Here is a 22610-nt window from a genome sequence, read left to right on the forward strand (position 1 = left end):
ATCCTTTTGTTCCACTAAATCATCTTAAAATATCTTAACGCATCTTCGATTGCCCGTTCCTTTTCTGGTGGTACTTGTGGAACTTTTGATTCTTTTTCACCTAAATTATAATTGATTCGTTCTATCAGTCTATGTTTTCTTTTAACTTGTGCTATATATAATTGAGATACTTTAAGTCCTGTCTTATCTAATACATATTGCTTTATTTCAACGTATGTTGCTTTGCTCTCTGCAGCGGTCAAATCAAGCTCCTCCATCTTCACCTCCACCTCTATATATTTATCCGATTTAAGTTTGGAAAGCAAACACACAACTTCCACATGGACCGTCTGACAAAATTGATCCACCGCCGTGCATTTCACCACCCGGTATCCTCTCGCCTGTATCATTTCTAAATCTCTTGCCAAGCTCGTAGCCTTGCAGGAAATATACACGATATTTTCTACTCCATAATCAAGGATCTTCGGCAACGCTTTCGGATGAATCCCATCCCTAGGCGGATCTAACACGATCACATCCGGCTTCTCTTCTATTTCATCTAATACTTTAAAAACATCTCCCGCAATAAATCTGCAATTATGCAGTCCATTCCGCTCTGCATTTTCTTTCGCTGCTTCCACAGCTTCCTCGATGATCTCGACTCCGATCACTTGCTTTGCCACCGGCGCCAATACTTGCGCGATTGTCCCGGTTCCGCTGAACAAATCATACACGGTCATATCGTGGATATCTCCGATATACTCCCGCACAGTGCTGTAAAGCACCTCAGCTCCTCTTGAATTTGGCTGAAAGAAGGAAAATGGTGTGATTTTAAATTCCAACCCCATGATTTTCTCATAGAAATAGTCTTGTCCATAGAGAATCTTTGTCTCATCACTCTGCACCACATCGGATAAGGAATCATTCAAAATATGCAGAATTCCGACAATTTTGCCTTCTACCGGAAGCGCCAGAAGTTTTTCCACAAGCGGAGCCAAGTCATGCTCTTCCTGTGTTGTTGTGACAAGATTTACAAGAATTTCTCCAGTCGTATCTCCTCTCCTTAAAAGAAGATGGCGCAAATATCCGATATGCTGCATTTTTTTGTAGTAGCTGACACCTCTCTCCTTGAAATAGTCCAGCACACAACTTAAAATCTGTGTCATGTCTTCGTGAACTAATTTACAGTCAGAAGCGGTCAGTACATCGTAGGTGCTTCCTTTCTTGTGAAGTCCGAGAGAAAGCGGCCCGTCCTTATATTCATCCCCAAAGGAGAACTCCATTTTATTGCGGTAAGCAAATTCCTTCGGGCTTTCTTTTACTCCCTCAAAGGTATAGGAATACCCATCCACAGCTGCATCCATGATCGATTGGATCTGTTCCGCTTTCATCTTCACCTGTGCCTGATAATCCATGGTCTGATACATGCAGCCACCACAGGCCGGAAAAATACTGCACACCGGCTCTCTTGTCTCTAATGCAGACTTTTCCATTACTTCCAACAGACGTCCTTCCGCTTTTCCTTTTCTCAGCTTATTGACACAAAACCGGATCTTCTGCCCCGGAATCCCATTTTTTACAATGACAGGCTTCTCTTCCCCATCCACTTGCACAATTCCTTTATTTGGGAATTCTACTTTTTGAATCATCCCCTCATAAACTTGTCCTTTTTTCATCTATCTGTATTCCTTTCTCTTACAGTTCTACTGAGCAATCAATTGCTCCACTCTATATTCCCATTTGCACATTGTTTTCCTTACAAGTTCTCCAAAAACTTCCTCTGCAAGAAAAAGGCGGGACTTTTTGTCCCGCCTTATTGCACTTTCTAAATCTCGTCTTCTTCACTAAAGAAATCGTCATCAAATTCATCATCGAAATCTTCTTCAAAATCTTCCAGATAATCTGGTGTGAAGAAACAATATACTGCGTAAGCGATTCCTGCGATTGCTGCAACTGCACCTACAATTGCAAGTACCCAAAGAACTGTATTCTTTGTTTTGTCATCTTTCTTCTTTAAAATGTCATTTAATTTTGATGCTGCAATAATATCTTCTACTCTGTTCATACTTGCCACGTCCTTTCCGATTTCCTTACTTTTCAAATGGATTTCGCTTCCATTATTATAGCACTAACAAGGGAAGATTGCTATAACATTTCATATATTTTTCCCAATTTTATTTTTTCTATACTTTTTGTAATTTTGCAAAAGATGCAAACATCTTTTTTGTCCCTGCGCTGTCAAAATCGACACTCACCTCGTAATCTCTTCCACCTTCCGTGATCGCAGTCACCGTACCTTCTCCGAATTTCATATGACGGACACGGTCACCGACACCATAGGAAAGTCCTTCCCCGCTTTTGACTCCAAACTGCTGTACCGGTTTTGAGATCATAAACGGTTTTGCTTGAAAAGACTGTTTTGCCTGAACATAGGCATTCTGCTTCGGCAGTTCCAGCTCTTCTTTCTCCACAATTTTCCCGGTAGACAAAAGCTGCGGCGGAACTTCTTTTAAAAATCTTGACATTTTATTATATTGTGTCTCCCCGCGAATCATACGTCTTCTGGCACAAGTCATCGCAAGTTCTTTTTTTGCCCGGGTGATTCCGACATAACAGAGTCTTCTCTCCTCCTCGATTTCTGTCGGATCATCTGCTGTAATGGTCATGTAGCTTGGGAAAATCCCATCTTCCATCCCTGCCAGATAAACATAAGGGAATTCCAATCCTTTTGCACTGTGCAATGTCATCAGCACAACATAATCGCTTTCTTCATCCAAGCTGTCAATATCTGCCACCAGCGCCACTTCCTCTAAAAATCCGGAAAGTGTCGGAAGCTCCTCCTCACAGGATTCTTCATATGCAGCGATTTTATTCAGAAATTCATCGATATTCTGGAGACGTGCTTCTGCCTCCTCTTCTCCTTCTGCCTTCAGTTCCTCCACATACCCGGTTTCCGTAAGGATTTCTTCCATCAGTTCTGTAATCGAAAGATGTTCTGCTTCTTTCCGGAAATATTCGATCATCGCCGCAAAAGATTCTAGTTTGGAAATACTTCTTCCCAATCCCGGAACAAGATCGGCAGAACACAGTGCTTCGTAGAAACTGATTCCTCTCTGCTGCGCCGCCTCCGTAATGCGATTGACTGTTGTAAGACCAATTCCTCTCTTCGGAACATTGATGATCCTCCTCACTGCAAGATCGTCTTTTCCATTATCAATCGTTTTTAAATATGCAAGCAGATCTTTGATTTCCTTTCTCGCATAGAAATTAACTCCGCCGACAATCTTGTATGGAATATTGGCTGTGATCATTTTCTCCTCAAACAGACGGGATTGTGCATTTGTACGGTACAAAACTGCATGATCACAGTAAGCTGCTTTTCCATTATCTACGCGTTCTCTGATATCTCCTACAATATATTCAGCTTCATCGTAGGCGGTGTCAAATTGGCGAAACTGGATTTTTTCCCCTTCTCCATTTTCCGTCCAAAGTGATTTTGCCTTTCTTCCTACATTGTTTTTGATCACCGCATTTGCCGCATCGAGGATTGTGCTCGTCGAACGGTAATTCTGCTCAAGTTTAATCACTTTTGTATGTTCAAATTCTTTTTCAAAGCTTAAAATATTCTGAATGTTTGCCCCGCGGAATTTATAGATCGACTGATCATCATCTCCGACTACACACAGATTTTTATATTTTGCCGCAAGAAGGCTGATCAACTTAAACTGCACGGTATTGGTATCCTGATACTCATCTACCATAATATAGCGGAAGCGATCCTGATAATATTCCAATATCTCCGGCTGTGTCTGGAACAGCTGTACGGTCTTTACTAAAAGATCATCAAAATCCAGTGCATTGTTTGCCTTCAGCTGCCTCTCATACTCTTTGTAAGCCTCAGCAATCTTCTTCTTGCTGAAATCTCCATATGCATTCAATTCATATTCTTCCGGTGTGATCATCTCATCCTTTGCCGAGGAAATCGCACTTAAGATCGTACGCTCCCGATATGTTTTTGTATCAATCTGAAGCAGTTTGCATACATCTTTCATCAAAGTCTTCTGATCATCGCTGTCATAGATTGTAAAGTTATTGTCATATCCAAGCCGGTCAATATGCCTGCGCAGAATCCGCACGCAAGTAGAATGAAACGTGCTTACCCAGATACTTTCTGAGCCAAATCCTACGATATCATCTACACGCTCCCGCATCTCGCCTGCCGCCTTGTTTGTAAACGTGATCGCAAGAATATTCCACGGATTGATTCCTTTCTCCTCAATCAGGTATGCAATACGGTGCGTCAGCACCCTTGTTTTCCCAGATCCGGCTCCTGCCAGTATAAGAAGCGGTCCCTCCGTGTGAAAGACCGCCTCCCGCTGCTCTGCATTTAATGTATCATATATACTCATAGTTTTATGACTCCTTATCCCTTACTGCTTATCCTATTATACCAAACTCTCCGCGAAACGCAATGCCAGAAATCTTTTATCGCTCCTCCCCGTTCCGATCAAATTTCTTCTTCAGCGCTCTCTCTACCGGAATGATCGTCACAAGCAGAACTACACACTGTCCCATACAAAGTACGATCGATGTCGTATTAAATATTTCTTCTCCTGCGAGATAAGAAAGTATAGTCGCAAAGGCTGTGACCAGAGCCACACCCCAGCCAATCCGCCAGCAGATTTTTCCCCAGTAGGCATTGGCGAATTTCCAGGTCTTTTCATTTTTCATTGACATCGATGTACGATAGCCGCAAAGTGCGTTCACATCCTTGGGAAAATGAATTCCTTTGAACAAATAGCCTAAGACAAGCATTGTCACAGGTACAAGCATGTTACAGATAAATAAAAACCAAAATTCTGCCATATGTGATCACCTCTCTGAAAATATTTTTAATTTTTCATATAGTTCTTTTGTCCTCTCCGGTGTCTTGTCATTGACAACGATCGTTTTGTCTTCTGTATCGATCACAACATATTCTCTGCATGCGTTGTAACTGTACAGACGATAATTTCCAAATCGCTTATTTCGGAACTGCCCTGCCTGAATCCTCACAGAACCATTTCCATTCGTCCGCCTTCCAAGATCCAGTTCTTTTTCGTAATCCACAGAGAGAATTTCCTTCTGCTCCAGCGTATATCCAGGAACAAGAAATCCTGACAGACGAATTTTATCCTCTTCAAATTCTATGTTGACAGAACCTGCAAACATTGGTACCCCTGTCAAAGCTGCTAAGATTGTCAGGATGATCAAAGAATACCGTCTTCCATTTCTTCTTTCTTTTGCAATTTTTTCTTTTTCTGTCTCAGACATTTCTTCTGTTTCTACATAACAGTTATTTGTCATCAGCAGAATATAGCCGATTCCAACAAACACAAGGATCATAAATATCGCCAGAAAAACCGGAGTCATATCTTCCTTTGCAAAATTAAGAAACAGAAGGCTTGCTGTGATAATCGTCCATCCCTTCGCCATTGTTCTATTCAGCTTTTTCTCATCATATTTCTTCTTTTCCTCTGCGCTCGCTGTGTTATAGCCTGCGATGAGCCATCCTCCTTTTCCCGTCCAGAAAAGAACTCCCATCACCGCAAAAACAGCAAAAATAATCCATCCCAACATAACCATTCTTTCCTTCCCTTATTTAATGTAAAAACCTTCCACCTTCATCGTTTGAGTGAACGTGATCGTATACTGTGCTTTCCCATTTTCATAAGATACTATACTGACCGCAGTTGCGTACTTTTCCTTCGTCTCTGGATTTTCGGTTCCACGCACAACTGTCTTCTCAATTTTTTCCGGCTCGCCCAATTCTTCCATCACAGGCTGCACTGCATTTCTTAAATCCTCCTCTGTAAGTACCGTCACAAGCTTTGCACTCTCATATTCCTCTATGATCTTCTCATAGTCCCCTTCATGGACAAGTTCGATAATCTCTTCTGCCGTCTTTTTGACCGTCTCTTCCTCAAAACGGTCTGACAATGGTTTTTGACCGGAACAGCCTGCAAAAATCATTGCTGCTGCACATCCGGCACATACAAATACGTGCATCCATTTTTCTGTATATTTTTTCATATCCATTTCCTCTTTTCATTGAACTCTGCTTTTTCAGTCATTCCCGGGAATTTTGGCATCGTCACGATGCAGACATATTTCCCATCCATCCTTTCTCGCTGAAAACTGCCGTCATACTTTTTCAACACTCTTGTCACATTCTCCAATCCGATTCCCATATGACCTTCCTTCCTTTTCTGGCAGAAGGACATCGTATTTTCAATACGGATCACATTAAATTCATGAATGCTGTCCGCCCGTATCACCACTTGCTTCTGCTCCGATTCCTTCGCTGCCTCAACTGCATTGTCCAAAAGATTCGCAAAAACAGTTGTAAGATCACTGTCTTTCATTCCCTCCAAGGCAATCGCACCGATTCTCGCATCAAATGTTACACTTGCTCTATTTGCCGCCTTTTCTTTATCGTTTAAGATAATATTTAGCAGACGGTTATCGGTATAGTATTTGTGACCAAACATATTTAACATCTGATGTACATCTCCTATATATTCTCTTGCTCGCTCTTCTTCTCCTGAGCTTTGGAGCTGCTCGATTGCAAGAAGATGATTTCTCATATCGTGAATGATCTTCCTGGATTCTTGATACTTCTGCTCTATCTCCTCATAATACCGGCACTGCATCTCCTCTTTCTGATTTGCCAGATTCAGTTCATTTTGAAGAGAATTGGTCTTCAAAATTTTTGCAAGCAAATATGTCATACATCCATTCATCACAAGCAACAATACAATATTAAAGACTACAAGCTCCATCCCGTAAAGCTGAACATAGATTCCCGAGAACACGCAGATGGAATAGAAATACACTATACTGAATACCGGAACGATCAAAAAAACTATATACTGAAACTTTGTCAGACTGCTCTCTCTTCTTTTTCGGGAAATCCACACGAAACATTTTGTCACAAAAATCTCTGCCACAATCTTCAAAAGGATCATCACATTTGCCTCCCGGTAAGTAATAAACAAACCTAGGCGTGCATAGGTGCTTCCCAGACCATATATAACAATCCCCTGACACAGGATCAACACTGTCACATATACGCAGCTGTAAAACATCTGTATCTGGTCTGTGGTGAATAGAAAATAGCAGGCCAGTATACATCCAGCCACTGTTAGCAGTGCTCCCGCCCCTGCATTCCCCCACCGATAGATCACATAACAAAATGTCATGCTATGCAGAAAAAATACCACCAGATAACACCATTTCGGTCTATGAATGTTTCTCGGAAGGCAACTTAAAAAATAATAGATCATCGTCTGGATTACGATTAATTCTACGAAATTCAACCATACATTTACGACCAAAACCATCCCCGCCTCTCTTCCTGTATTTCTTACGACAGATCATCTTAAATACACCCTGCAAGGAATTTATTCAGCAACGACCGAAATTCTGTTGATTTTTTCTGAGAAAGCGGGATCAGACTGCCATCCATCATCCGGATATCATACCCTTTCACCGCTTTGACATAAAAAAGATTTACTACAAAACTTTTATGAGGCACTGCAAAATCGTATCCTTTCATCCGCTCAGCAATCTCTCGGATTCCTCCGCGAATGATCAGATTTTCCTTTTTTGTCTTTACATACACTCGGCGTTCCCGGTATTCAAAATAGTAAATATCATTGATCCTTACAAGTTCTGACCCATCCTTTGTCTCAAATCGAATACTGATCTCATCTTCTTTTTTCCTCTTCTGATAATAGGAAATCGCCTCCTGCAGCTGCGCTTTTACCTGCTCCTGGCTCACCGGTTTCAAGAGATAGGCAAATGCATGAACCGCAAAAGCGTAATGCACATATTCCGCATAACTTGTCACATAGATAATTTTTACATTCTTGTCCTTTTCTCTGAGAATCTTCGCCGTCTCAATGCCATTCATCCCATCCATATCGATATCAAGAAAAAGAATGTCATAGTTCTGATCGGACTCCACTAATTTCTCACCGCTCTCATAGCAGTCTATCTCTTTTGAGATACCGGCTGATAAAATCATCTCTTTTAACCGTATGACGCTCTCTTTGTCATCATCACATACTGCAATCTTTGGCATCTCTTCTTCCCTTTCCTTTCTATCGCCATTATACGCTTTCCCCAAACTGTATTTCAAGCTTCCTGCCTGAAATACAGTTTTTCGTACCTATCATCCGGATTTGATCCAATAGTTTTCTTAAAACCACCTATATTTATGTTGCTTCCTCGTTTTCAATACTATATACTAAGACTATGAGGTGATGACATGACAATTAACACAGAAGATATCCTAAACAGTATTTTAGAAAGTATTTCAAGAATTGACTATGTAAAGGCAGATGAGATTCCAAATATCGACCTATATATGGATCAAGTCACAACTTTTATGAATGACCACATGAAATCCTCCAAGCGATATGAAGACGATAAGATTCTCACAAAAACAATGATCAACAACTATGCAAAGAATGAACTTCTCCCACCTCCTCTGAAGAAAAAGTATTCTAAAGAGCATGTGATGGTTCTCATTTTTATCTATTATTTTAAAAATATTTTATCAATCAAAGATATTGAGACATTGCTCAAACCGATCACAGAGAACTACTTCCACACAGATAAGGAACTGTCGTTCACAGATCTCTACGAGGAGGTGTGTAGCCTTGAGAAATCCCGCATCGATCATCTGAAAGAAGATATTACAGAAATTTACCGCACTTCTTCTGAAACCTTTTCTGATGCGGATGAGGAGAATCGTGAATTTCTCCGTCTGTTTTCTTTTATCTGTACATTAAGTTTTGATGTATATGTCAAGAAACAGTTGATTGAGAAACTCGTTGACGCACTCCCTCCTTCCGATAACAGGAAACATAAAAAGTGATTTTTTTCTTTGCATTATAAAAAGGCAGCATATTCCACGTTTGTGGTACGCTGCCTCTCTTTAAAATCTGATTGATTTTCTATCTCAAAATTAAGCTAATTTAGATTTTGCAACTTCTGCTAATGTAGCAAATCCCTGTGCATCATTGATTGCCATATCAGCTAAGATCTTTCTGTTCATCTCAACTCCAGCTAATTTTAAACCGTACATAAATTTGCTGTAAGATAATCCATTGATTCTTGCAGCTGCGTTGATACGAGCGATCCATAACTGTCTCATCTGACGTTTGCGCTCTTTTCTTCCTGCGTAAGAAGATGTGAGTGCTCTCATCACTGACTGTTTTGCAACTCTGTATTGTTTAGATCTGGCTCCTCTGTAACCTTTCGCCAGCTTTAATGTTCTATTGTGTTTTTTTCTAGCGTTCATTCCGCCTTTAATTCTTGCCATGTCTTTCTAATCCTCCTTCAATTCTTCAAATCTTATAAGTATGGTAAGATTTTCTTCATATTCTTAACATTAGTAGCATCTGTGATAGTTGCCTGTCTAAGATTTCTTTTTCTCTTTGTAGATTTCTTAGTTAAGATATGGCTCTTGTAAGCTTTATTTCTTTTTAATTTTCCTGTACCTGTTTTTTTGAAACGTTTTGCTGCTGCTCTACTTGTTTTTATTTTTGGCATGATGTTTTTCCTCCTTAAATGTAGATTATTTATTTTTAACGTTTTTCAGTTAAAACCATGCTGATACTTCTGCCTTCGAGTTTCGTTGGCTTCTCTACGACTGCAATATCCTTTAACATATCTGCAAAATCGTCTAAAATATGCTTACTTGTCTGCATATGTGCCATCTCTCTTCCGCGAAAACGTAATGTCACTTTGACTTTATTTCCTTTTTGAATAAATTTCTTTGCGTTATTTACTTTCGTATTCAAATCATTTGTATCAATATTAGGTGATAAACGCACTTCTTTGACATCCACCGTTTTTTGTTTCTTCTTTGCTTCTTTTTCTTTTCTTGTCAACTCATATTTGTATTTACCATAGTCGATAATCTTACAAACCGGTGGCTTTGCTGTTGGAGCTATCTTCACCAAGTCAAGCTCTGCTTCTGCTGCTAATTTCATAGCTTCTCTTGTTGACATGATTCCTAATTGTTCTCCATCTTCCCCGATCAGACGAATCTCCTTGTCTCTGATCTGCTCATTAATCATTAAATCGCTAATAGTCGTGCACCTCCATAAACTAATCTCTCATACTCTTTTAACGCAAAAAAAAGTGAATAGCTTCGACTATCCACACAATACAATCCTATAACTTTCTACATTTACGAAAGTGACAGTTCTTATATTAACCGAAGTCACCCGATTGTGCTACGGTGAGAGTGGATACTCTACTTTCTTTTTCGTTTTACACAAGATGTATCATACTACATTCTCCACAGACTGTCAACTACTTTTTTGAAACTTATTAGATTGTTTCCAAAACTCCTTCTATTTGTTCTAGGATATACCACTCTGTCCTGGGATATACCGCTCACATACAAAAACAGGATACCGTATGAGCAAAATATTTGCCCCTCAGCATCCCGTCTTTCTATTTTCTCTATCGTTTGTTTCCCATAAAACAGAGCGCTACAACTCCTGTCCCGGTATGAGAGCCGATAACTGTTCCGACGTAATTGATCAAAATATTGTGGATCCCAAACCGCTCTTCTACCAATTTCCCCACATATCTGGCATCTTCTATACAGTCTCCATGGCTGATCATGATCACATCGTTCTCTTCCTCATATCCCTTGATCTGCTCTGCCATCGCATCCACCAGAATATTCAATGATTTTTTACGCCCTCTGACCTTTCCGATCGGAACAAGCTTCCCATTTTCATCCATGTGGATGAACGGCTTGATATTGATCATAGACCCGACCACCGCTGACGTTCTGGAAAGTCTCCCTCCTCGATACAAATGATTCAGATCATCCACCGCAACATTATGGCAGATATGTAACTTGTTTTTCTCCACCCATGCTGCTACTTCCTGCAAAGTTTTGCCTTTTTCCTTCATGCATCTCGCTTTGTGATATAATAACCCTTCTCCGACCGATGCACAGAGGGAATCAATCACGCAAATTTCTGCCCCTTCATACATTTCCTTCAGTTCTTCTGCCGCGATCCTTGCGCTATTATAACTTCCACTCAACCCGGAAGAAAAAGCAATGTGGAGAATGTCTTTTCCTTCTTTCAATATTCCCTCGAACAACTCTCTCACCTGTTCTGGATTTGCCTGAGAAGTCGTCGGCATTGCCCCATTTCGCATTTTTTCATAAAAAACTGCCGGTTCCAGACCATTTAGATCCTCATAAGTCTCCCCTTCTATCTCATAGGAAAGCGAAACTGCCTGTACCTGATGTTCTCTTAAATATTCTTTTGGAAGATCGACTGTGCTGTCCGTTGTTATCACATATTCTCTCATAGATGGGCCTCCTATTGTTTTCTTTTCCCCATCATATCATTATTTCCGCAATTACGCAAAAACTTTCTTGTGATCGTCAAAAATAAGACACTCGTCACAAATACTGCAATAATATCCGCAATTGGTTCTGCATAGTAAATTCCGGACACTCCGAAATATTTCGGGAGAATGATTGCCAATGGCACGAGCAAAATCACCTTTCTCAAAAGTGCCGCAAACAGTGATAACTTTGCCTGCCCCAGTGCGATAAACGCGCACTGACATGCCATCTGGATCCCAAAAATCGTAATTCCAAAGAAATATACCGGCATGACACTTGCTGTCAGATCCACAAGTTCTTTTTTATCTGTAAACATTCTCGCAAAGAATTCCGGCCCAACAATCGCTGAAATCCCAAGGGTCATCGATGCCGCCAGACAGATAATAAGCATTCGCTTAAATGCGCCCATCACCCGGCCTCTCTTTCCTGCACCAAAATTATAGCTGATGATCGGCTGCACTCCCTGTGAAACACCCTGAATCGGAACAATGATCAGCTGCATCACACTCATCAGAATGGACATCGTTCCAACATACAGGTCTCCGCCATATTTCTGAAGCCCATTGTTCAATACAACCGTCACAAGACTTTCTGTGCTCTGCATAATAAACGGGGAAATGCCGATTGCCGCAATTGCCCCTACAATCTTTTTGCTTAGTTTCAAATATTTTTTTCGGATACGGATAATGCTTTTCTTTGACACGAGGAATCTCACTACCCAAACTGCACTGACTGCCTGAGAAAGAATTGTAGCAAGCGCTGCACCTTTCACTCCCATATCAAATAAGAAAATAAAAATCGGATCCAACACAATATTAATAATTGCTCCGATCAAAACGGATAGCATTGCAACTTTTGCATTTCCCTGACCGCTGATAAATGTATTCAGCCCGATTGCAAGCTGTACAAACACTGTACCCACTAAATAAATCGTAATGTACTCCTGCGCATATGAGATGATGTTATCACTTGCTCCAAATGCATATAAAATTGGTGTTTTAAAAATCATAAAGAATGCAGTCAGCACAACTGAAAACAAGAGCAGAAGACTCGTACTGTTTCCAAGTATCTTTTCCGCTCCCTCATAATCTTTCTTTCCCAAATGAATAGAAGCAATCGGTGCCCCTCCCATTCCGGCGAATGCACTGAACGCCGAAATAATAGTAATGATCGGGAATGTGACCCCCACACCGGTAAGTGCCATATCTCCATGTCCCGCTATATGTCCGATATAAATTCTGTCTACGATGTTATAGAGAACGTTGATCAGCTGTGCTGCAACTGCCGGAAGCGCCATACTTACAATGAGTTTTCCAAGCTTCTCGGTCCCCAGTTTTTCATCTTTACTTTGTTCCATTTCAACTTCTTCCTTTCTCTTTTTTCTCTGACATCCCTGCTACCAAAATTTTTGGACAAATAAATACTGATATTTCTGGGGCTTCAGAAATATCAGTTCTATCTGTCACTGTATTTTATTATAACAATCTTTTTCATGCGATTCAATTCTTTCGCTATATTTTATTTACTTTTCACATTTCACTTCTGGATTTCTTTGCCTTTCCTCGTCTGTATGGCAGCGTATTCCTTCTGCTGTCTTTCACCTGACTTGTCAATTTTTAGTTTTTACTGATTCTCAAATAACTTCTCCCCGACAGCGTCTTATTACAAACGATCGAAACAATTACGATCACACATCCTATAAGAAATCCGATCCAGTTAAACATTGCCGTCAGAACAAGAAGTAACAGTCTCATAAATTTTAACGCATATCCAAGTTCAAAATTAGGTTGTGTATAGTTTGCAACCGCGACAAACGCCATATACAGCATCACTTCAGAATTAAACCATCCGGAGCGCACTGAAAATTCTCCCATAACGATTCCTGCGATCACACTGAGCGGTGTACTCAGCATGCTTGGTGTATTCATTGCCGCCAAGCGAAGTCCGTCAATAGCAAGTTCCAAAATGAGCAGCTGAAAAATCAGCGGAATATTCACTGTATCTTTGATAGCCACAAACGCAAACACTTCCGGAAGCCACTCAAGATTCTGCATAAACAATAAAAACAATGGTGTAACAAACACTGTGGCAATTGTGATCAACGCACGTGACATTTTCAAATACACATTCGTAATAGTAGGAAAATAGTAATCATTTGCCTCCTCGATCATATCTAAGATTGACGTCGGTAGTATCATCGCTGATGGGGAGTTGTCTACAAGAATCACAACTTTTCCCTCCAGCAGACAAGACGCTGCTGTGTCCGGCCTCTCTGTGAATTTAAATTTTGGAAACGGATTAAACCACTTCCGCTTAAACAGCTCTTCCGCAAGCGTCTGCTGCGTCATCCGCAGAGCATCTACATGAATTTTTTCCAATCTGCTGTTCAGATTTTTCAGCAGTTCTTGATCGACCCTGTCATCCATATAACAAATCGCCACATCGGTCCTCGAACTCTCTCCTATCTCTGTCATTTTCATGATCAGATGCGGATCGCGGATTCTTCTTCTCATAAGCGCCGTGTTAAAAACAATCGTCTCCACAAATCCATCTCTTGGGCCACGCAGAGATTTGTCATTGTATGGCTCATCTACTCCCCTGGCGGGATAAGTGCGGCAGTCAATCACAATACATGCTTCATAGCCATCTACAAAAAGGCAAGTAGTCCCCGATAACAAATTTTTGATGATCCCATCAAATTCAGAAAGTGTATCGACCTCTACGTAAGGTACGAGCAACCTGGAAAACTCTGTAGCACTGTCTGGCATTTTTTCTTCTGTCACTGAAAAAAAAGATGTCATGATCTTTAGCATTGTATCATCCTTTGTAAACCCGTCGATAAAGAAAAAGCTGCTTTTCTTTCCGCCGATCACAATATCTCTCTGTACAAGGTCAAAACTCTCTTTTACAGGCAGAACTTCATTCATATAAGCGACATTCTCCTCCAATGTCCCCATTATTTTTTTCTTATTCTCTTCCATGCAATCTTCCTCCTGCTTTTACCTGATTAGGATTGCCGGATTTTCTTCAAAATATTCTATTCGATTTTCTTTTCACAAACCGCGATTGCTCATACAAAATGTATTTTTACTCCATAAGCTGCAGTAATTTTTCTACAAAAAAAGGATGAACGCTCTCTTTCGTCCATCCTTATCTCCATTACCAGCAACGTACAAATGTATGCGCCGCCCAGTCTACCGTTGAAATTTTTACTACATCTCCTTCTTCCGGTGCATGGATCATCTGACCATTTCCAATATAGATTCCCACATGCCATCCATAATATACAATATCTCCCGGAAGTGCCTCCGAAGCAGATACTTCAACTCCTGCCGCTCCCTGATCCCAGGAAACACGTGGAATAGAAATCCCTGCTGCCGCATGAGCCGCCTGTACCATACCGGAACAATCAAATCCTGCTGTTGTCGTTCCTCCCCATACATATGGGATTCCAAGGAAACTATATGCCGCACTTACAATCTGCTGTGCCGCACTCTGATTTTCTTCTGGTGTCTCCGGCTCTGCTGGTGTCTGCGGTTCACTTGGTGTTTCCGGTTCTGCCGGTGTCTGTGGCTCACTCGGCGTCTCCGGCTCTGCCGGTATCTGCGGTTCACTTGGTGTCTCCGGTTCTGCCGGTGCCTGTGGCTCACTTGGCGTTTCCGGCTGTGCCGGTGTCTGCGGTTCACTCGGTGTCTCTGGCTCTACCGGTACTTGTTCTTGAACACTTTCATCTGGCTGTGCAGGTGTTGTTTCTTCTTTTTCTGGATTATCCGTCTTCTCTGCTTTTCCTTCCGCCTGACGTTTTTCCGCTACCGCCTGAGCAGCTGCAAGTACTTGCTGTTCTTCTGCCTGCTTTGTCTGGATAGTCGTTGTCAATGTCTCCTTCTTCACATTCAGTTCTGTATTCATTTTCTCCAGAGATGCCTTATCCTTTTCCAATGTAGTCTTCAGATTCTCAATCTCTTTTTTCGTATCAACATATTCTTGAAGTTTATCTCGGTCATAAATATAAACTGCCTGCACATATTCTGCCTTATTCAATGCGTCCCCGGCCGACTCCGCATTGATAAATTTCTCAAGTTCTGTATCTCCGGCTTCATACATGTATTTAATACGTAACTTCATATCTTCATACTGCTTTGCTGATTTTTCTTCCGCCTGCTGCAATTCTTTGGAAGCTTTCTGAATCTCTTCTCCTTTTGCGATCAGTTTTGTCTCTAGGTCTGCCATCTTTGTCATCACCTGTTCCAATTCACTTTGGAGATCTGACACGGAACTTTCTTTCGTCTGTTTTTCATTTTCCTTTGCCGGAGCGGCAAATACAGGTGTTACCGCCATCGAACCGACTAAAGTCACTGCCACAACTGTCTTCCCAATTCTCTTTCTCATACGTTTTCCTTTCTCTTTTGAATGATTTCCTGTTAATACACAAAAGAGGGTTGATAACTTCAACCCTCTCCTCTTCAACTATCAAGTAGCACATCGTGTTTCTCCAAATATGCAGAACACTTTTGAAAGCTCTCTGATCCTTTTTTATTCTCTCTGATTACCAGCAGCGTCTAAACCATGGAGAGCCGTATACTGAAGATACTTTTACAACATCTCCCGGCTCTGGTGCATGAATCATCTGTCCACCGCCGATATAAATTCCTACATGATAACCATAACATACAATATCACCCGGAAGTGCCTCTGCCATACTTCCTACTGCCTGTCCACATGCCCCCTGCGCTTCACTGACACGTGGAAGACCGATTCCAACTGCCGCATGTGCTGCCTGCACCATACCGGAACAGTCAAATCCAGCTGTTGTCGTTCCTCCCCATACATATGGGATGCCAAGATATCCATAAGCAACATTGACGATCGCCTGTCCTACGCTTGTATCTCCTACCGGAGGAGTCACAGGCTGTTGTGGTTGCTGCGGCTGTTCTGGCTGCTGTGGGATCTCTGGTACACTTGGTGTCTGCTCTACACCACCTGTTGTATCCCCAGAACCACCCTGCGGTGGTGTCACACTTGTATTTCCATTGTTATTCTGTCCGGAACCTCCAACATTTCCTGACTGACCACCTGTGTTGCCATTATTCTGGCCACCTGTAATTTCATTTACGGAAGCCTGAAGCTCTGCCTCTCTCTGAGCAGCCGCCTCTGCTGCTGCCTGAACTGCCGCCTGTAATTGCACATCAAAATCTGCTACATTTGCTCTATGTGTCTCAATTGTTGCATTCAGATTCTGCTTTTCTCCTTCATAATCATCCTGCAACTGCTCCATATTTGCCATCTCTGTCTCCAGAGTCGCTTTCAAATCTGCAATCTGCTGTTTAGTATCCACATATTCCTGAAGCATTTTTCTGTCATAAGAATGGACACTCTGTACAAAATCTGCCTGATTCAGAAGTTCTGAAATACTGTCTGCTGTCAAAAGTTTCTCAACAAATGTCGTATTTCCTTCTTCATACATGTATTTGATACGAAGTTTCATATCTTCATACTGCTTTTCTTCTTTCTTCTGTGCATCTTCCAAATCTGCTGTTGCCTGAGTCACTTCTGTACCTTTTTCAATCAGATCTGCTTCCAGATCGCTCATCTTTGTAAGAAGTTCTGTCAATTCTGCCTGCAGAGAACTTACTTTATTCTGCTCTTCTGCTTTCTTCTGCTGTAATTCATTGACTGTCGGTGCAGCAAATACCGGTGTCACTGTTAAGGCTGCTGCCATTAATGAAACAATCACTAATTTTCCAAACTTTTTCTTATACATAAAATACCTATCCTGACTTTCTAAATTTATTGCTTTAGATCAAATATCTACTCTCATATGGGCTATTATAGCTTCTTTTCACCTAAAATGCAATAACTTTTAACATTTTTGTAATATTTTTCCGTCCCATCTTCCTCCTTTCTCTCACAGATTCTTCACTTTGAAATTCGGAAAACTTCTTTACATTTTTTCTCCGACAAGTTATACTCAAAGAAAAATTTCAGGAGGCTGACTATGAGTTTTAAATTTGTACACAATAATTTTAATGTAAGAGATCTGGAAAAATCTCTTGCCTTTTATAAGGAAGCGCTCGGACTTGACGTTGTCCGCGAACATCATGCAGAAGACGGAAGTTTTACCCTGGTGTATCTTGGCGACAGCAAAACCTCTCACCAGTTAGAACTTACATGGCTTCGTGACTGGGACCGACCATACAATCTTGGTGACAACGAATTTCACCTTGCTTTTGAGACAGACTGTTACGAAGAATCTCTCGCAAAACATAAAGAAATGGGATGTGTCTGTTTCGAAAACGAAGCAATGGGAATCTACTTTATTGAAGATCCTGATGGATACTGGTTGGAAATTGTTCCTGCAAAATAGTTCCGATTCTCTTCTCTCTATGAAAAATGTCCTGCTGGAAATCTACCGATTCCCGCAGGACATTTTTTAATTCTGTTTTTTCAATCTTTATTGCTGTTCTGATGATGTTTTGTCTGCTTCTCCCTGCCCGATTCTCTGAATCATAACATACATTGTCGCAGAGATTGCTGCACATGCAACTGTTGCAATTCCCATTCGCATCGGCTGTTCAAACATCCAACTAAATCCACCGATTTCTGACAAGATCACAGAGGTCAGATTTAATACCATATGTGCAAGTATCGGCGCTTTGATTGATCCGTATTTTTCATAAGCATATGAAAGCAGGGCACCCAACACACCTCCGTAAACTGCCTGAACAAGATTGCCATGATAAATTCCAAAAATCAGTGCACTGATCAAAATAGCTCGTTTCATGTTCATTACTTCCCGCAAACGTTTAAAAATCAAACCGCGAAAAGCAAGTTCTTCTGCAATCGGCGTCAGAATCCCCAGACAGATAATCTGTGCCACAATGTTCACCTTATAAAAATTTGCCCCAGTTTCTTCGTAAGAGCTAATCATCGCAAGATTGCTCAACGTAAGAATATTGTTCAGCGCCACACAAGCCGCCACACCAAGTATAACAATCCAGACATATTTTACCGGTGAGGCTTTCGCTGGTTCAGCCATCCCCATCTGTCTTCTGATCCGGTTATCTTTGTGGAACATCCACCAAAATATCGGTATCGCTACAAGCGCTGTCACTCCAGTGATGATAGTCGTATACTTTAAAATCTCATTGGTCATCTCGGTTACCATCTGTGCATACTCGACCTGACCATTCAGATACTGTGGCATCTTCAGTCCGGCAACAATGGCGCTTGCAAACATCGTAATGACGAGCGATATTCCATAATAGATCAAAAGCGGAACAGCCACTCGCCCTAAAATACTTCTCTGCTTCATCCAGTCTCCTCTCTTCTTTCTGCTTTTCTGTCTCTCGTCCATCTGTTTTAGCAGATATTTTTCTTCTCTATTGCTATCTACAATTCAGGAACGCCTCAATTTCTTCTCTTTTCCCTTGTACAGTTCCCTGCACCATCTCCGGCTTTCCTCCCCCGCGTCCATGAAACGCTTCGTTGAGAAGCTTTCCATTTTTCCTGACATCCAGGCTACGGCTTCCGAGCACATATCGGTAACCCTCTCTCTCATTTCCAGAAAAGACAGCTGCCATCTTTGCTCCTTTTTTCAAGAGAAGATTTACCATTTCACGCGTCATAACCGGATCTGTCTCTTCAAACAGGCAGACAATTTCACCGGAAACATCAAGCGTCTCTACTTTCTGTTCCAAAAACTTCTGTTCCAGTTCTGCAATTTTTGCCTTCTTCATCGCAAGTTCTTCCTGAAGTCTTTCCACTTCCACCGCTGTCTCATATTCTTTTGCCGAAAGCATCACTGCGATTTCCCGGTTATTTTTTTCTTTCTGATAGTAATCTTCCAGCGCACGAAATCCACAGAGCATCGAGATGCGCACACCGCCCTTGTAATTTTGCATGCCGACAAGTTTGATCAAACCGATTTCTCCCGTCTGCTTCACATGTGGTGCACAGCAGGCACAGACATCATATCCATCAATCACAACAATCCGTACCTGCCCTTCAATCTCAATCTTACTCCGGTAACTGATCTTTGAAAGTTCCTCATCCGTCGGATACAATACTTGCACTGGGAGATTTTTTGCAACTGCCTCATTGGCAAGCTGCTCTATTTCATGCAGTTTTTCTTTCGGAACAACTCCGTTAAAATCAAGTGTCACACTGTCTGTCCCGAGATGAAACCCTACATTATGATATCCATATATCTTATGAATCAGCCCCGAAACAATATGCTCCCCAGTATGCTGCTGCATTTTCGAAAAACGTTCTGTCCAGTCAATACATCCTTCTACTTCCGTTCCTTCCACAAGAGGCCCATCCGTGTAGTGAATGATCTTCCCATCTATCTCCTGCACATCACTCACTGAAACACCTCCGAGACTTCCGGTATCTGAGCTTTGCCCACCGCCTTCCGGGAAAAAAGCAGTCCGATCAAGAATAATCTCATACCCGTTCCCCGACGGTCTTACTTCCTGCACGATGGCCGTAAATGTACTTCTATGACTATCCTGATAAAATAATTTTTCTGTCATCTGTACCGCTTATCCTTCCTACATTCTCTCCGGCGCTTCAAATCCAAGCAGATCAATGCATGTCTCAAGTACTTTCTTTGTCACTGTCAGCAGTGCAATAAAGCTTACCTGACGCTCCTTGTCTTCTTCTGCAAGAATCTTTGTCTCATGATAAAAGCGATTGAATGTATTTGCCAGATCATAAATGTATGCACAGATTTTATGCGGAGCCAGTTCTTCCAGCGTATTTTCAATCACACTGTTGAATTTTGCAGCCTCTAACATCAATGCTTTTTCGCTGTCTGAACATGCTGAGAGGAGTTTTACATCTGTCTTACTTCCTTCCATCTCTGCATATCTTGCAAGGATTGATTTGATTCTCACGATCGTATAAAGGATATATGGTCCTGTATTCCCCTCAAAGGAAGTAAATCTGTCTACATCAAACACATAATCTTTTGATGCCTGGTTGGAGAGATCTCCGTACTTAATTGCAGAAAGTCCAACGATCTGTGCTGTCTTTCTCGCCTCTTCTTCTGATACGGTGCGGTTATCAGTAATTTTTTTGTACATCTCCTCATTGATCTCACGAATCAGATTTTCCAGACGCATCACACCGCCATCTCTTGTCTTGAACGGCTTCCCGTCCTTTCCATTCATCGTGCCAAATCCGACAAACTGAAGATCTGTTTTCTCATTCACGATCTTTGTCTTTCTCGCACAGCGAAATACCTGTACAAAATGAAGCTCCTGACGTTTGTCAACAACATAGATCACTTCATCCGGCTGGTATAATTTTTCACGTTCGATCAAAGTGGCAAGATCTGTCGTATCATAGAGCGCTGCACCGTCTGATTTTAGGATCATACATGGCGGAATTTCCTTTGTATCTGTCTCTTCTTTTACATCTACAACAAGAGCCCCATTGTCGATATGTGCATATCCTTCTTTCTTCATGTATTCTACCATATCCGGGATATACTCCTGTGCATCCGCCTCTCCCTTCCAGAGATCGAAGTCCACATTCAGGTTGCCATAGTTCTTCTTCAAGTCAGCAACAGACACATTCATGATATGTTTCCACACTGCACGATAGCCACGGTGTCCGTTCTGTAACAGAAAAGTCGCTTGAAGCGCTTCTTCTTTATAGTCTTCATGTTCTTTTGCATAAGCACTTGCAGTCGGATAGATTTCTTCCAACTCCCCGATTGTAAACGGAGCTTCTTCCGGATATTCCCCCGCAAAGTTTTCATCAAAATACGGAAGTTCTGGTTTTCTCTTCTTTAACTCTGTGATCACAAGTCCCATCTGATATCCCCAGTCACCAAGGTGAACGTCACCGATCACATGATGCCCTGCAAATTTTCCGATCCGCTTGATGCTCTCTCCAATAATCGCTGAGCGCAGATGACCAACATGAAGTGGTTTCGCCACATTCGCTCCACCGTAATCAACAATAATTGTCTTTGGCTCTTTTGCAGTTTCAAATCCAAGATGTGCATCTTCGCTCATTTGATTTAAGTAACCTGCAAGGAACTCTCTGTCAAGCTTCAGATTGATAAATCCAGGAGCAACTGCCTCTGCTTCCTGAATACATGTACTCTCCTGAAGTTTCTCCACAACATCGTTTGCGATCATGATCGGTGCTTTTCTATACGTCTTAGCGCCTGCCATTGCTCCATTACACTGATATTCACATAGATCCGGTCTGTTTGATAACGTAACCTTTCCCAGTCCGCGATCATACCCTGCCGCTTCAAATGCATTTTCCAATTCTTCCTGTATAAATTCAAAAATTTTCTTCATAATACCTCCATCTTCATCTTTTGATGATTCTGTGCATCGATTGCTAATACATTATTTTAGCACAAGAAAGATAGAGCAACAACTACCTATTTTAAAAACATTTGTATCTATCTGCTTTTCTTCCGTATACTAGTTGTAACTGGCATTCATTTGTGATATAATTTCAGTAACAATTACTATTATCAAAGATAAAGGAGGATTTTTTTATGAACACAAATGTTTTTCGCAATTTGTCTTACGGAGTCTACGTCGTTACTACCCTGGATGGAAGCCGTCCAACCGGATGTGTCGCCAACAGTGTTATGCAGATCACATCCTCTCCGGCTACCATCGCAGTAAGTATGAATCATGATAATTATACAAACGACTGTATGAAACGTGCCGGTGTTTTTGCTGTTTCTATCTTATCCGAAAAGTCTGACCCCTCACTGATTGGTCAGTTTGGCTTTCAGTCAGGTCGCGACACAGATAAGTTTGCCGGAGTTTCTTATGAGGAGCAGGAACATTTGCCTGTACTCACTGACTGCTGCGGATATATCGTCTGTAAGATCATTGATCAGATGGAGACAAACACACACACCGTCTTCCTTGGGGAAGTGATCGATGGCGATAGCAAAGGGACAGATCCTGCTATGACTTATGCTTACTACCACAAAGTCATCAAAGGAAAGAGTCCTAAAAATGCTCCGACCTATCTTCCGGAAGAGGAAACTGAAAAAACAGAAACTCTGACAAAAAAGGAAACATGGGTATGTTCGGTATGTGGATATGTCTATGACGGAGAAACTCCTTTTGAGGAACTTCCAGACTCCTTTACCTGCCCACTTTGCAAAATGCCAAAAGAAAAATTCATCAAAAAATAGTCCCCCCTGCGGGGGACT

General features: G+C 41.5%; 22 protein-coding genes. 3 read left to right on the top strand and 19 right to left on the bottom strand.

Annotated features, from left to right (window positions below; all coding sequences use genetic code 11):
- Window positions 1–14: 14 nt before the first annotated feature.
- The 8 genes from rlmD to ACESPO_RS03915 all read right to left on the bottom strand — a co-directional run bounded on the left by rlmD (window position 15) and on the right by ACESPO_RS03915 (window position 8149).
- On the bottom strand, window positions 15–1655 hold the full coding sequence (gene rlmD, locus ACESPO_RS03880; protein WP_270602000.1) for a 23S rRNA (uracil(1939)-C(5))-methyltransferase RlmD: 1641 nt from the start codon (window positions 1653–1655) through the stop codon (window positions 15–17).
- A gap of 149 nt (window positions 1656–1804) precedes the next feature.
- The gene (locus tag ACESPO_RS03885; protein WP_016439235.1) at window positions 1805–2044 is read right to left on the bottom strand and encodes a hypothetical protein; all 240 of its coding nucleotides are present in this window, start codon (window positions 2042–2044) and stop codon (window positions 1805–1807) included.
- Window positions 2045–2162: 118 nt separating this feature from the next.
- On the bottom strand, window positions 2163–4388 hold the full coding sequence (gene pcrA / locus ACESPO_RS03890) for a DNA helicase PcrA (protein WP_120105134.1): 2226 nt from the start codon (window positions 4386–4388) through the stop codon (window positions 2163–2165).
- A 76-nt stretch (window positions 4389–4464) separates the two neighbouring features.
- Window positions 4465–4845 (bottom strand): SdpI family protein, encoded by a 381-nt coding sequence (locus tag ACESPO_RS03895; RefSeq protein ID WP_117576318.1) that lies wholly within the window; start codon window positions 4843–4845, stop codon window positions 4465–4467.
- A 6-nt stretch (window positions 4846–4851) separates the two neighbouring features.
- Window positions 4852–5598, bottom strand: coding sequence for a DUF3784 domain-containing protein (locus ACESPO_RS03900; protein WP_016439238.1), 747 nt, complete (start codon window positions 5596–5598; stop codon window positions 4852–4854).
- An 18-nt stretch (window positions 5599–5616) separates the two neighbouring features.
- The gene (locus tag ACESPO_RS03905; RefSeq protein WP_336304772.1) at window positions 5617–6051 is read right to left on the bottom strand and encodes a DUF3887 domain-containing protein; all 435 of its coding nucleotides are present in this window, start codon (window positions 6049–6051) and stop codon (window positions 5617–5619) included.
- On the bottom strand, window positions 6048–7361 hold the full coding sequence (locus ACESPO_RS03910) for a sensor histidine kinase (protein WP_336304771.1): 1314 nt from the start codon (window positions 7359–7361) through the stop codon (window positions 6048–6050). Before ACESPO_RS03910 ends, ACESPO_RS03905 begins: the two co-directional genes overlap by 4 nt.
- A gap of 38 nt (window positions 7362–7399) precedes the next feature.
- A complete protein-coding gene (locus ACESPO_RS03915) occupies window positions 7400–8149 on the bottom strand; it encodes a LytR/AlgR family response regulator transcription factor (protein ID WP_270196259.1) in 750 nt (249 codons plus the stop codon).
- Window positions 8150–8290: 141 nt separating this feature from the next.
- Here ACESPO_RS03915 and ACESPO_RS03920 point away from each other — a divergent pair, with 141 nt between their 5' ends.
- Complete coding sequence (locus ACESPO_RS03920; protein ID WP_008976236.1) at window positions 8291–8902, top strand: DUF1836 domain-containing protein; 612 nt, start codon at window positions 8291–8293, stop codon at window positions 8900–8902.
- Window positions 8903–8992: 90 nt separating this feature from the next.
- Here the strand turns inward: ACESPO_RS03920 and rplT are convergent, their stop codons facing one another.
- The 8 genes from rplT to ACESPO_RS03960 all read right to left on the bottom strand — a co-directional run bounded on the left by rplT (window position 8993) and on the right by ACESPO_RS03960 (window position 17171).
- Window positions 8993–9349: a 50S ribosomal protein L20 gene (gene rplT / locus ACESPO_RS03925; protein ID WP_008976237.1), complete on the bottom strand. Its 357-nt coding sequence runs from the start codon at window positions 9347–9349 to the stop codon at window positions 8993–8995.
- Between the two features lie 32 nt (window positions 9350–9381).
- Entirely contained in the window at window positions 9382–9579 is a 198-nt protein-coding gene (rpmI, locus tag ACESPO_RS03930; protein WP_008976238.1) for a 50S ribosomal protein L35, read from the bottom strand.
- 35 nt (window positions 9580–9614) lie between these two features.
- A complete protein-coding gene (gene infC, locus ACESPO_RS03935) occupies window positions 9615–10109 on the bottom strand; it encodes a translation initiation factor IF-3 (protein ID WP_008976239.1) in 495 nt (164 codons plus the stop codon).
- Window positions 10110–10500: 391 nt separating this feature from the next.
- Window positions 10501–11370: a DegV family protein gene (locus tag ACESPO_RS03940; RefSeq protein ID WP_008976240.1), complete on the bottom strand. Its 870-nt coding sequence runs from the start codon at window positions 11368–11370 to the stop codon at window positions 10501–10503.
- A gap of 11 nt (window positions 11371–11381) precedes the next feature.
- Complete coding sequence (locus ACESPO_RS03945; RefSeq protein WP_499788495.1) at window positions 11382–12767, bottom strand: MATE family efflux transporter; 1386 nt, start codon at window positions 12765–12767, stop codon at window positions 11382–11384.
- Window positions 12768–13026: 259 nt separating this feature from the next.
- Window positions 13027–14391 carry a spore germination protein gene (locus ACESPO_RS03950; protein WP_016439243.1) on the bottom strand — a complete coding sequence of 455 codons (1365 nt, stop codon included), beginning with the start codon at window positions 14389–14391 and terminating at the stop codon, window positions 13027–13029.
- Window positions 14392–14569: 178 nt separating this feature from the next.
- Entirely contained in the window at window positions 14570–15799 is a 1230-nt protein-coding gene (locus tag ACESPO_RS03955; protein WP_499788497.1) for a C40 family peptidase, read from the bottom strand.
- A 157-nt stretch (window positions 15800–15956) separates the two neighbouring features.
- Window positions 15957–17171, bottom strand: a complete 1215-nt coding sequence (locus tag ACESPO_RS03960) for a C40 family peptidase (protein WP_117576323.1) — start codon at window positions 17169–17171, stop codon at window positions 15957–15959.
- A gap of 234 nt (window positions 17172–17405) precedes the next feature.
- Between ACESPO_RS03960 and ACESPO_RS03965 the strand changes: the two genes are divergently transcribed.
- On the top strand, window positions 17406–17774 hold the full coding sequence (locus ACESPO_RS03965; RefSeq protein WP_117576324.1) for a VOC family protein: 369 nt from the start codon (window positions 17406–17408) through the stop codon (window positions 17772–17774).
- Window positions 17775–17861: 87 nt separating this feature from the next.
- Here the strand turns inward: ACESPO_RS03965 and ACESPO_RS03970 are convergent, their stop codons facing one another.
- The 3 genes from ACESPO_RS03970 to argS form a co-directional block, all read right to left on the bottom strand.
- On the bottom strand, window positions 17862–18722 hold the full coding sequence (locus ACESPO_RS03970; protein WP_016440179.1) for a CPBP family intramembrane glutamic endopeptidase: 861 nt from the start codon (window positions 18720–18722) through the stop codon (window positions 17862–17864).
- 73 nt (window positions 18723–18795) lie between these two features.
- Window positions 18796–19944 (bottom strand): alanyl-tRNA editing protein, encoded by a 1149-nt coding sequence (locus ACESPO_RS03975; RefSeq protein ID WP_336304768.1) that lies wholly within the window; start codon window positions 19942–19944, stop codon window positions 18796–18798.
- A gap of 18 nt (window positions 19945–19962) precedes the next feature.
- Window positions 19963–21729 (bottom strand): arginine--tRNA ligase, encoded by a 1767-nt coding sequence (gene argS, locus ACESPO_RS03980; RefSeq protein WP_336304767.1) that lies wholly within the window; start codon window positions 21727–21729, stop codon window positions 19963–19965.
- A 206-nt stretch (window positions 21730–21935) separates the two neighbouring features.
- On the opposite strand from argS, the gene ACESPO_RS03985 reads away from it, so the two are divergent.
- Window positions 21936–22592, top strand: a complete 657-nt coding sequence (locus ACESPO_RS03985; protein WP_016440177.1) for a flavin reductase — start codon at window positions 21936–21938, stop codon at window positions 22590–22592.
- Window positions 22593–22610: the final 18 nt, after the last annotated feature.

Origin of the sequence: Coprococcus sp. HPP0074, from assembly GCF_964238105.1 — a bacterium.
Taxonomy (GTDB): domain Bacteria; phylum Bacillota; class Clostridia; order Lachnospirales; family Lachnospiraceae; genus Faecalimonas; species Faecalimonas umbilicata.

What these genes read in the sequence shown, in the direction of transcription:
- rlmD (WP_270602000.1), bottom strand. Translation starts at nt 1,655, where the DNA reads ATGAAAAAAGGACAAGTTTATGAGGGGATGATTCAAAAAGTAGAATTC.
- ACESPO_RS03885 (WP_016439235.1), bottom strand. Translation starts at nt 2,044, where the DNA reads ATGAACAGAGTAGAAGATATTATTGCAGCATCAAAATTAAATGACATT.
- pcrA (WP_120105134.1), bottom strand. Translation starts at nt 4,388, where the DNA reads ATGAGTATATATGATACATTAAATGCAGAGCAGCGGGAGGCGGTCTTT.
- ACESPO_RS03895 (WP_117576318.1), bottom strand. Translation starts at nt 4,845, where the DNA reads ATGGCAGAATTTTGGTTTTTATTTATCTGTAACATGCTTGTACCTGTG.
- ACESPO_RS03900 (WP_016439238.1), bottom strand. Translation starts at nt 5,598, where the DNA reads ATGTTGGGATGGATTATTTTTGCTGTTTTTGCGGTGATGGGAGTTCTT.
- ACESPO_RS03905 (WP_336304772.1), bottom strand. Translation starts at nt 6,051, where the DNA reads ATGAAAAAATATACAGAAAAATGGATGCACGTATTTGTATGTGCCGGA.
- ACESPO_RS03910 (WP_336304771.1), bottom strand. Translation starts at nt 7,361, where the DNA reads ATGGTTTTGGTCGTAAATGTATGGTTGAATTTCGTAGAATTAATCGTA.
- ACESPO_RS03920 (WP_008976236.1), top strand. Translation starts at nt 8,291, where the DNA reads ATGACAATTAACACAGAAGATATCCTAAACAGTATTTTAGAAAGTATT.
- rplT (WP_008976237.1), bottom strand. Translation starts at nt 9,349, where the DNA reads ATGGCAAGAATTAAAGGCGGAATGAACGCTAGAAAAAAACACAATAGA.
- rpmI (WP_008976238.1), bottom strand. Translation starts at nt 9,579, where the DNA reads ATGCCAAAAATAAAAACAAGTAGAGCAGCAGCAAAACGTTTCAAAAAA.
- infC (WP_008976239.1), bottom strand. Translation starts at nt 10,109, where the DNA reads ATGATTAATGAGCAGATCAGAGACAAGGAGATTCGTCTGATCGGGGAA.
- ACESPO_RS03940 (WP_008976240.1), bottom strand. Translation starts at nt 11,370, where the DNA reads ATGAGAGAATATGTGATAACAACGGACAGCACAGTCGATCTTCCAAAA.
- ACESPO_RS03945 (WP_499788495.1), bottom strand. Translation starts at nt 12,767, where the DNA reads ATGGAACAAAGTAAAGATGAAAAACTGGGGACCGAGAAGCTTGGAAAA.
- ACESPO_RS03950 (WP_016439243.1), bottom strand. Translation starts at nt 14,391, where the DNA reads ATGGAAGAGAATAAGAAAAAAATAATGGGGACATTGGAGGAGAATGTC.
- ACESPO_RS03955 (WP_499788497.1), bottom strand. Translation starts at nt 15,799, where the DNA reads ATGAGAAAGAGAATTGGGAAGACAGTTGTGGCAGTGACTTTAGTCGGT.
- ACESPO_RS03960 (WP_117576323.1), bottom strand. Translation starts at nt 17,171, where the DNA reads ATGTATAAGAAAAAGTTTGGAAAATTAGTGATTGTTTCATTAATGGCA.
- ACESPO_RS03965 (WP_117576324.1), top strand. Translation starts at nt 17,406, where the DNA reads ATGAGTTTTAAATTTGTACACAATAATTTTAATGTAAGAGATCTGGAA.
- ACESPO_RS03970 (WP_016440179.1), bottom strand. Translation starts at nt 18,722, where the DNA reads ATGAAGCAGAGAAGTATTTTAGGGCGAGTGGCTGTTCCGCTTTTGATC.
- ACESPO_RS03975 (WP_336304768.1), bottom strand. Translation starts at nt 19,944, where the DNA reads ATGACAGAAAAATTATTTTATCAGGATAGTCATAGAAGTACATTTACG.
- argS (WP_336304767.1), bottom strand. Translation starts at nt 21,729, where the DNA reads ATGAAGAAAATTTTTGAATTTATACAGGAAGAATTGGAAAATGCATTT.
- ACESPO_RS03985 (WP_016440177.1), top strand. Translation starts at nt 21,936, where the DNA reads ATGAACACAAATGTTTTTCGCAATTTGTCTTACGGAGTCTACGTCGTT.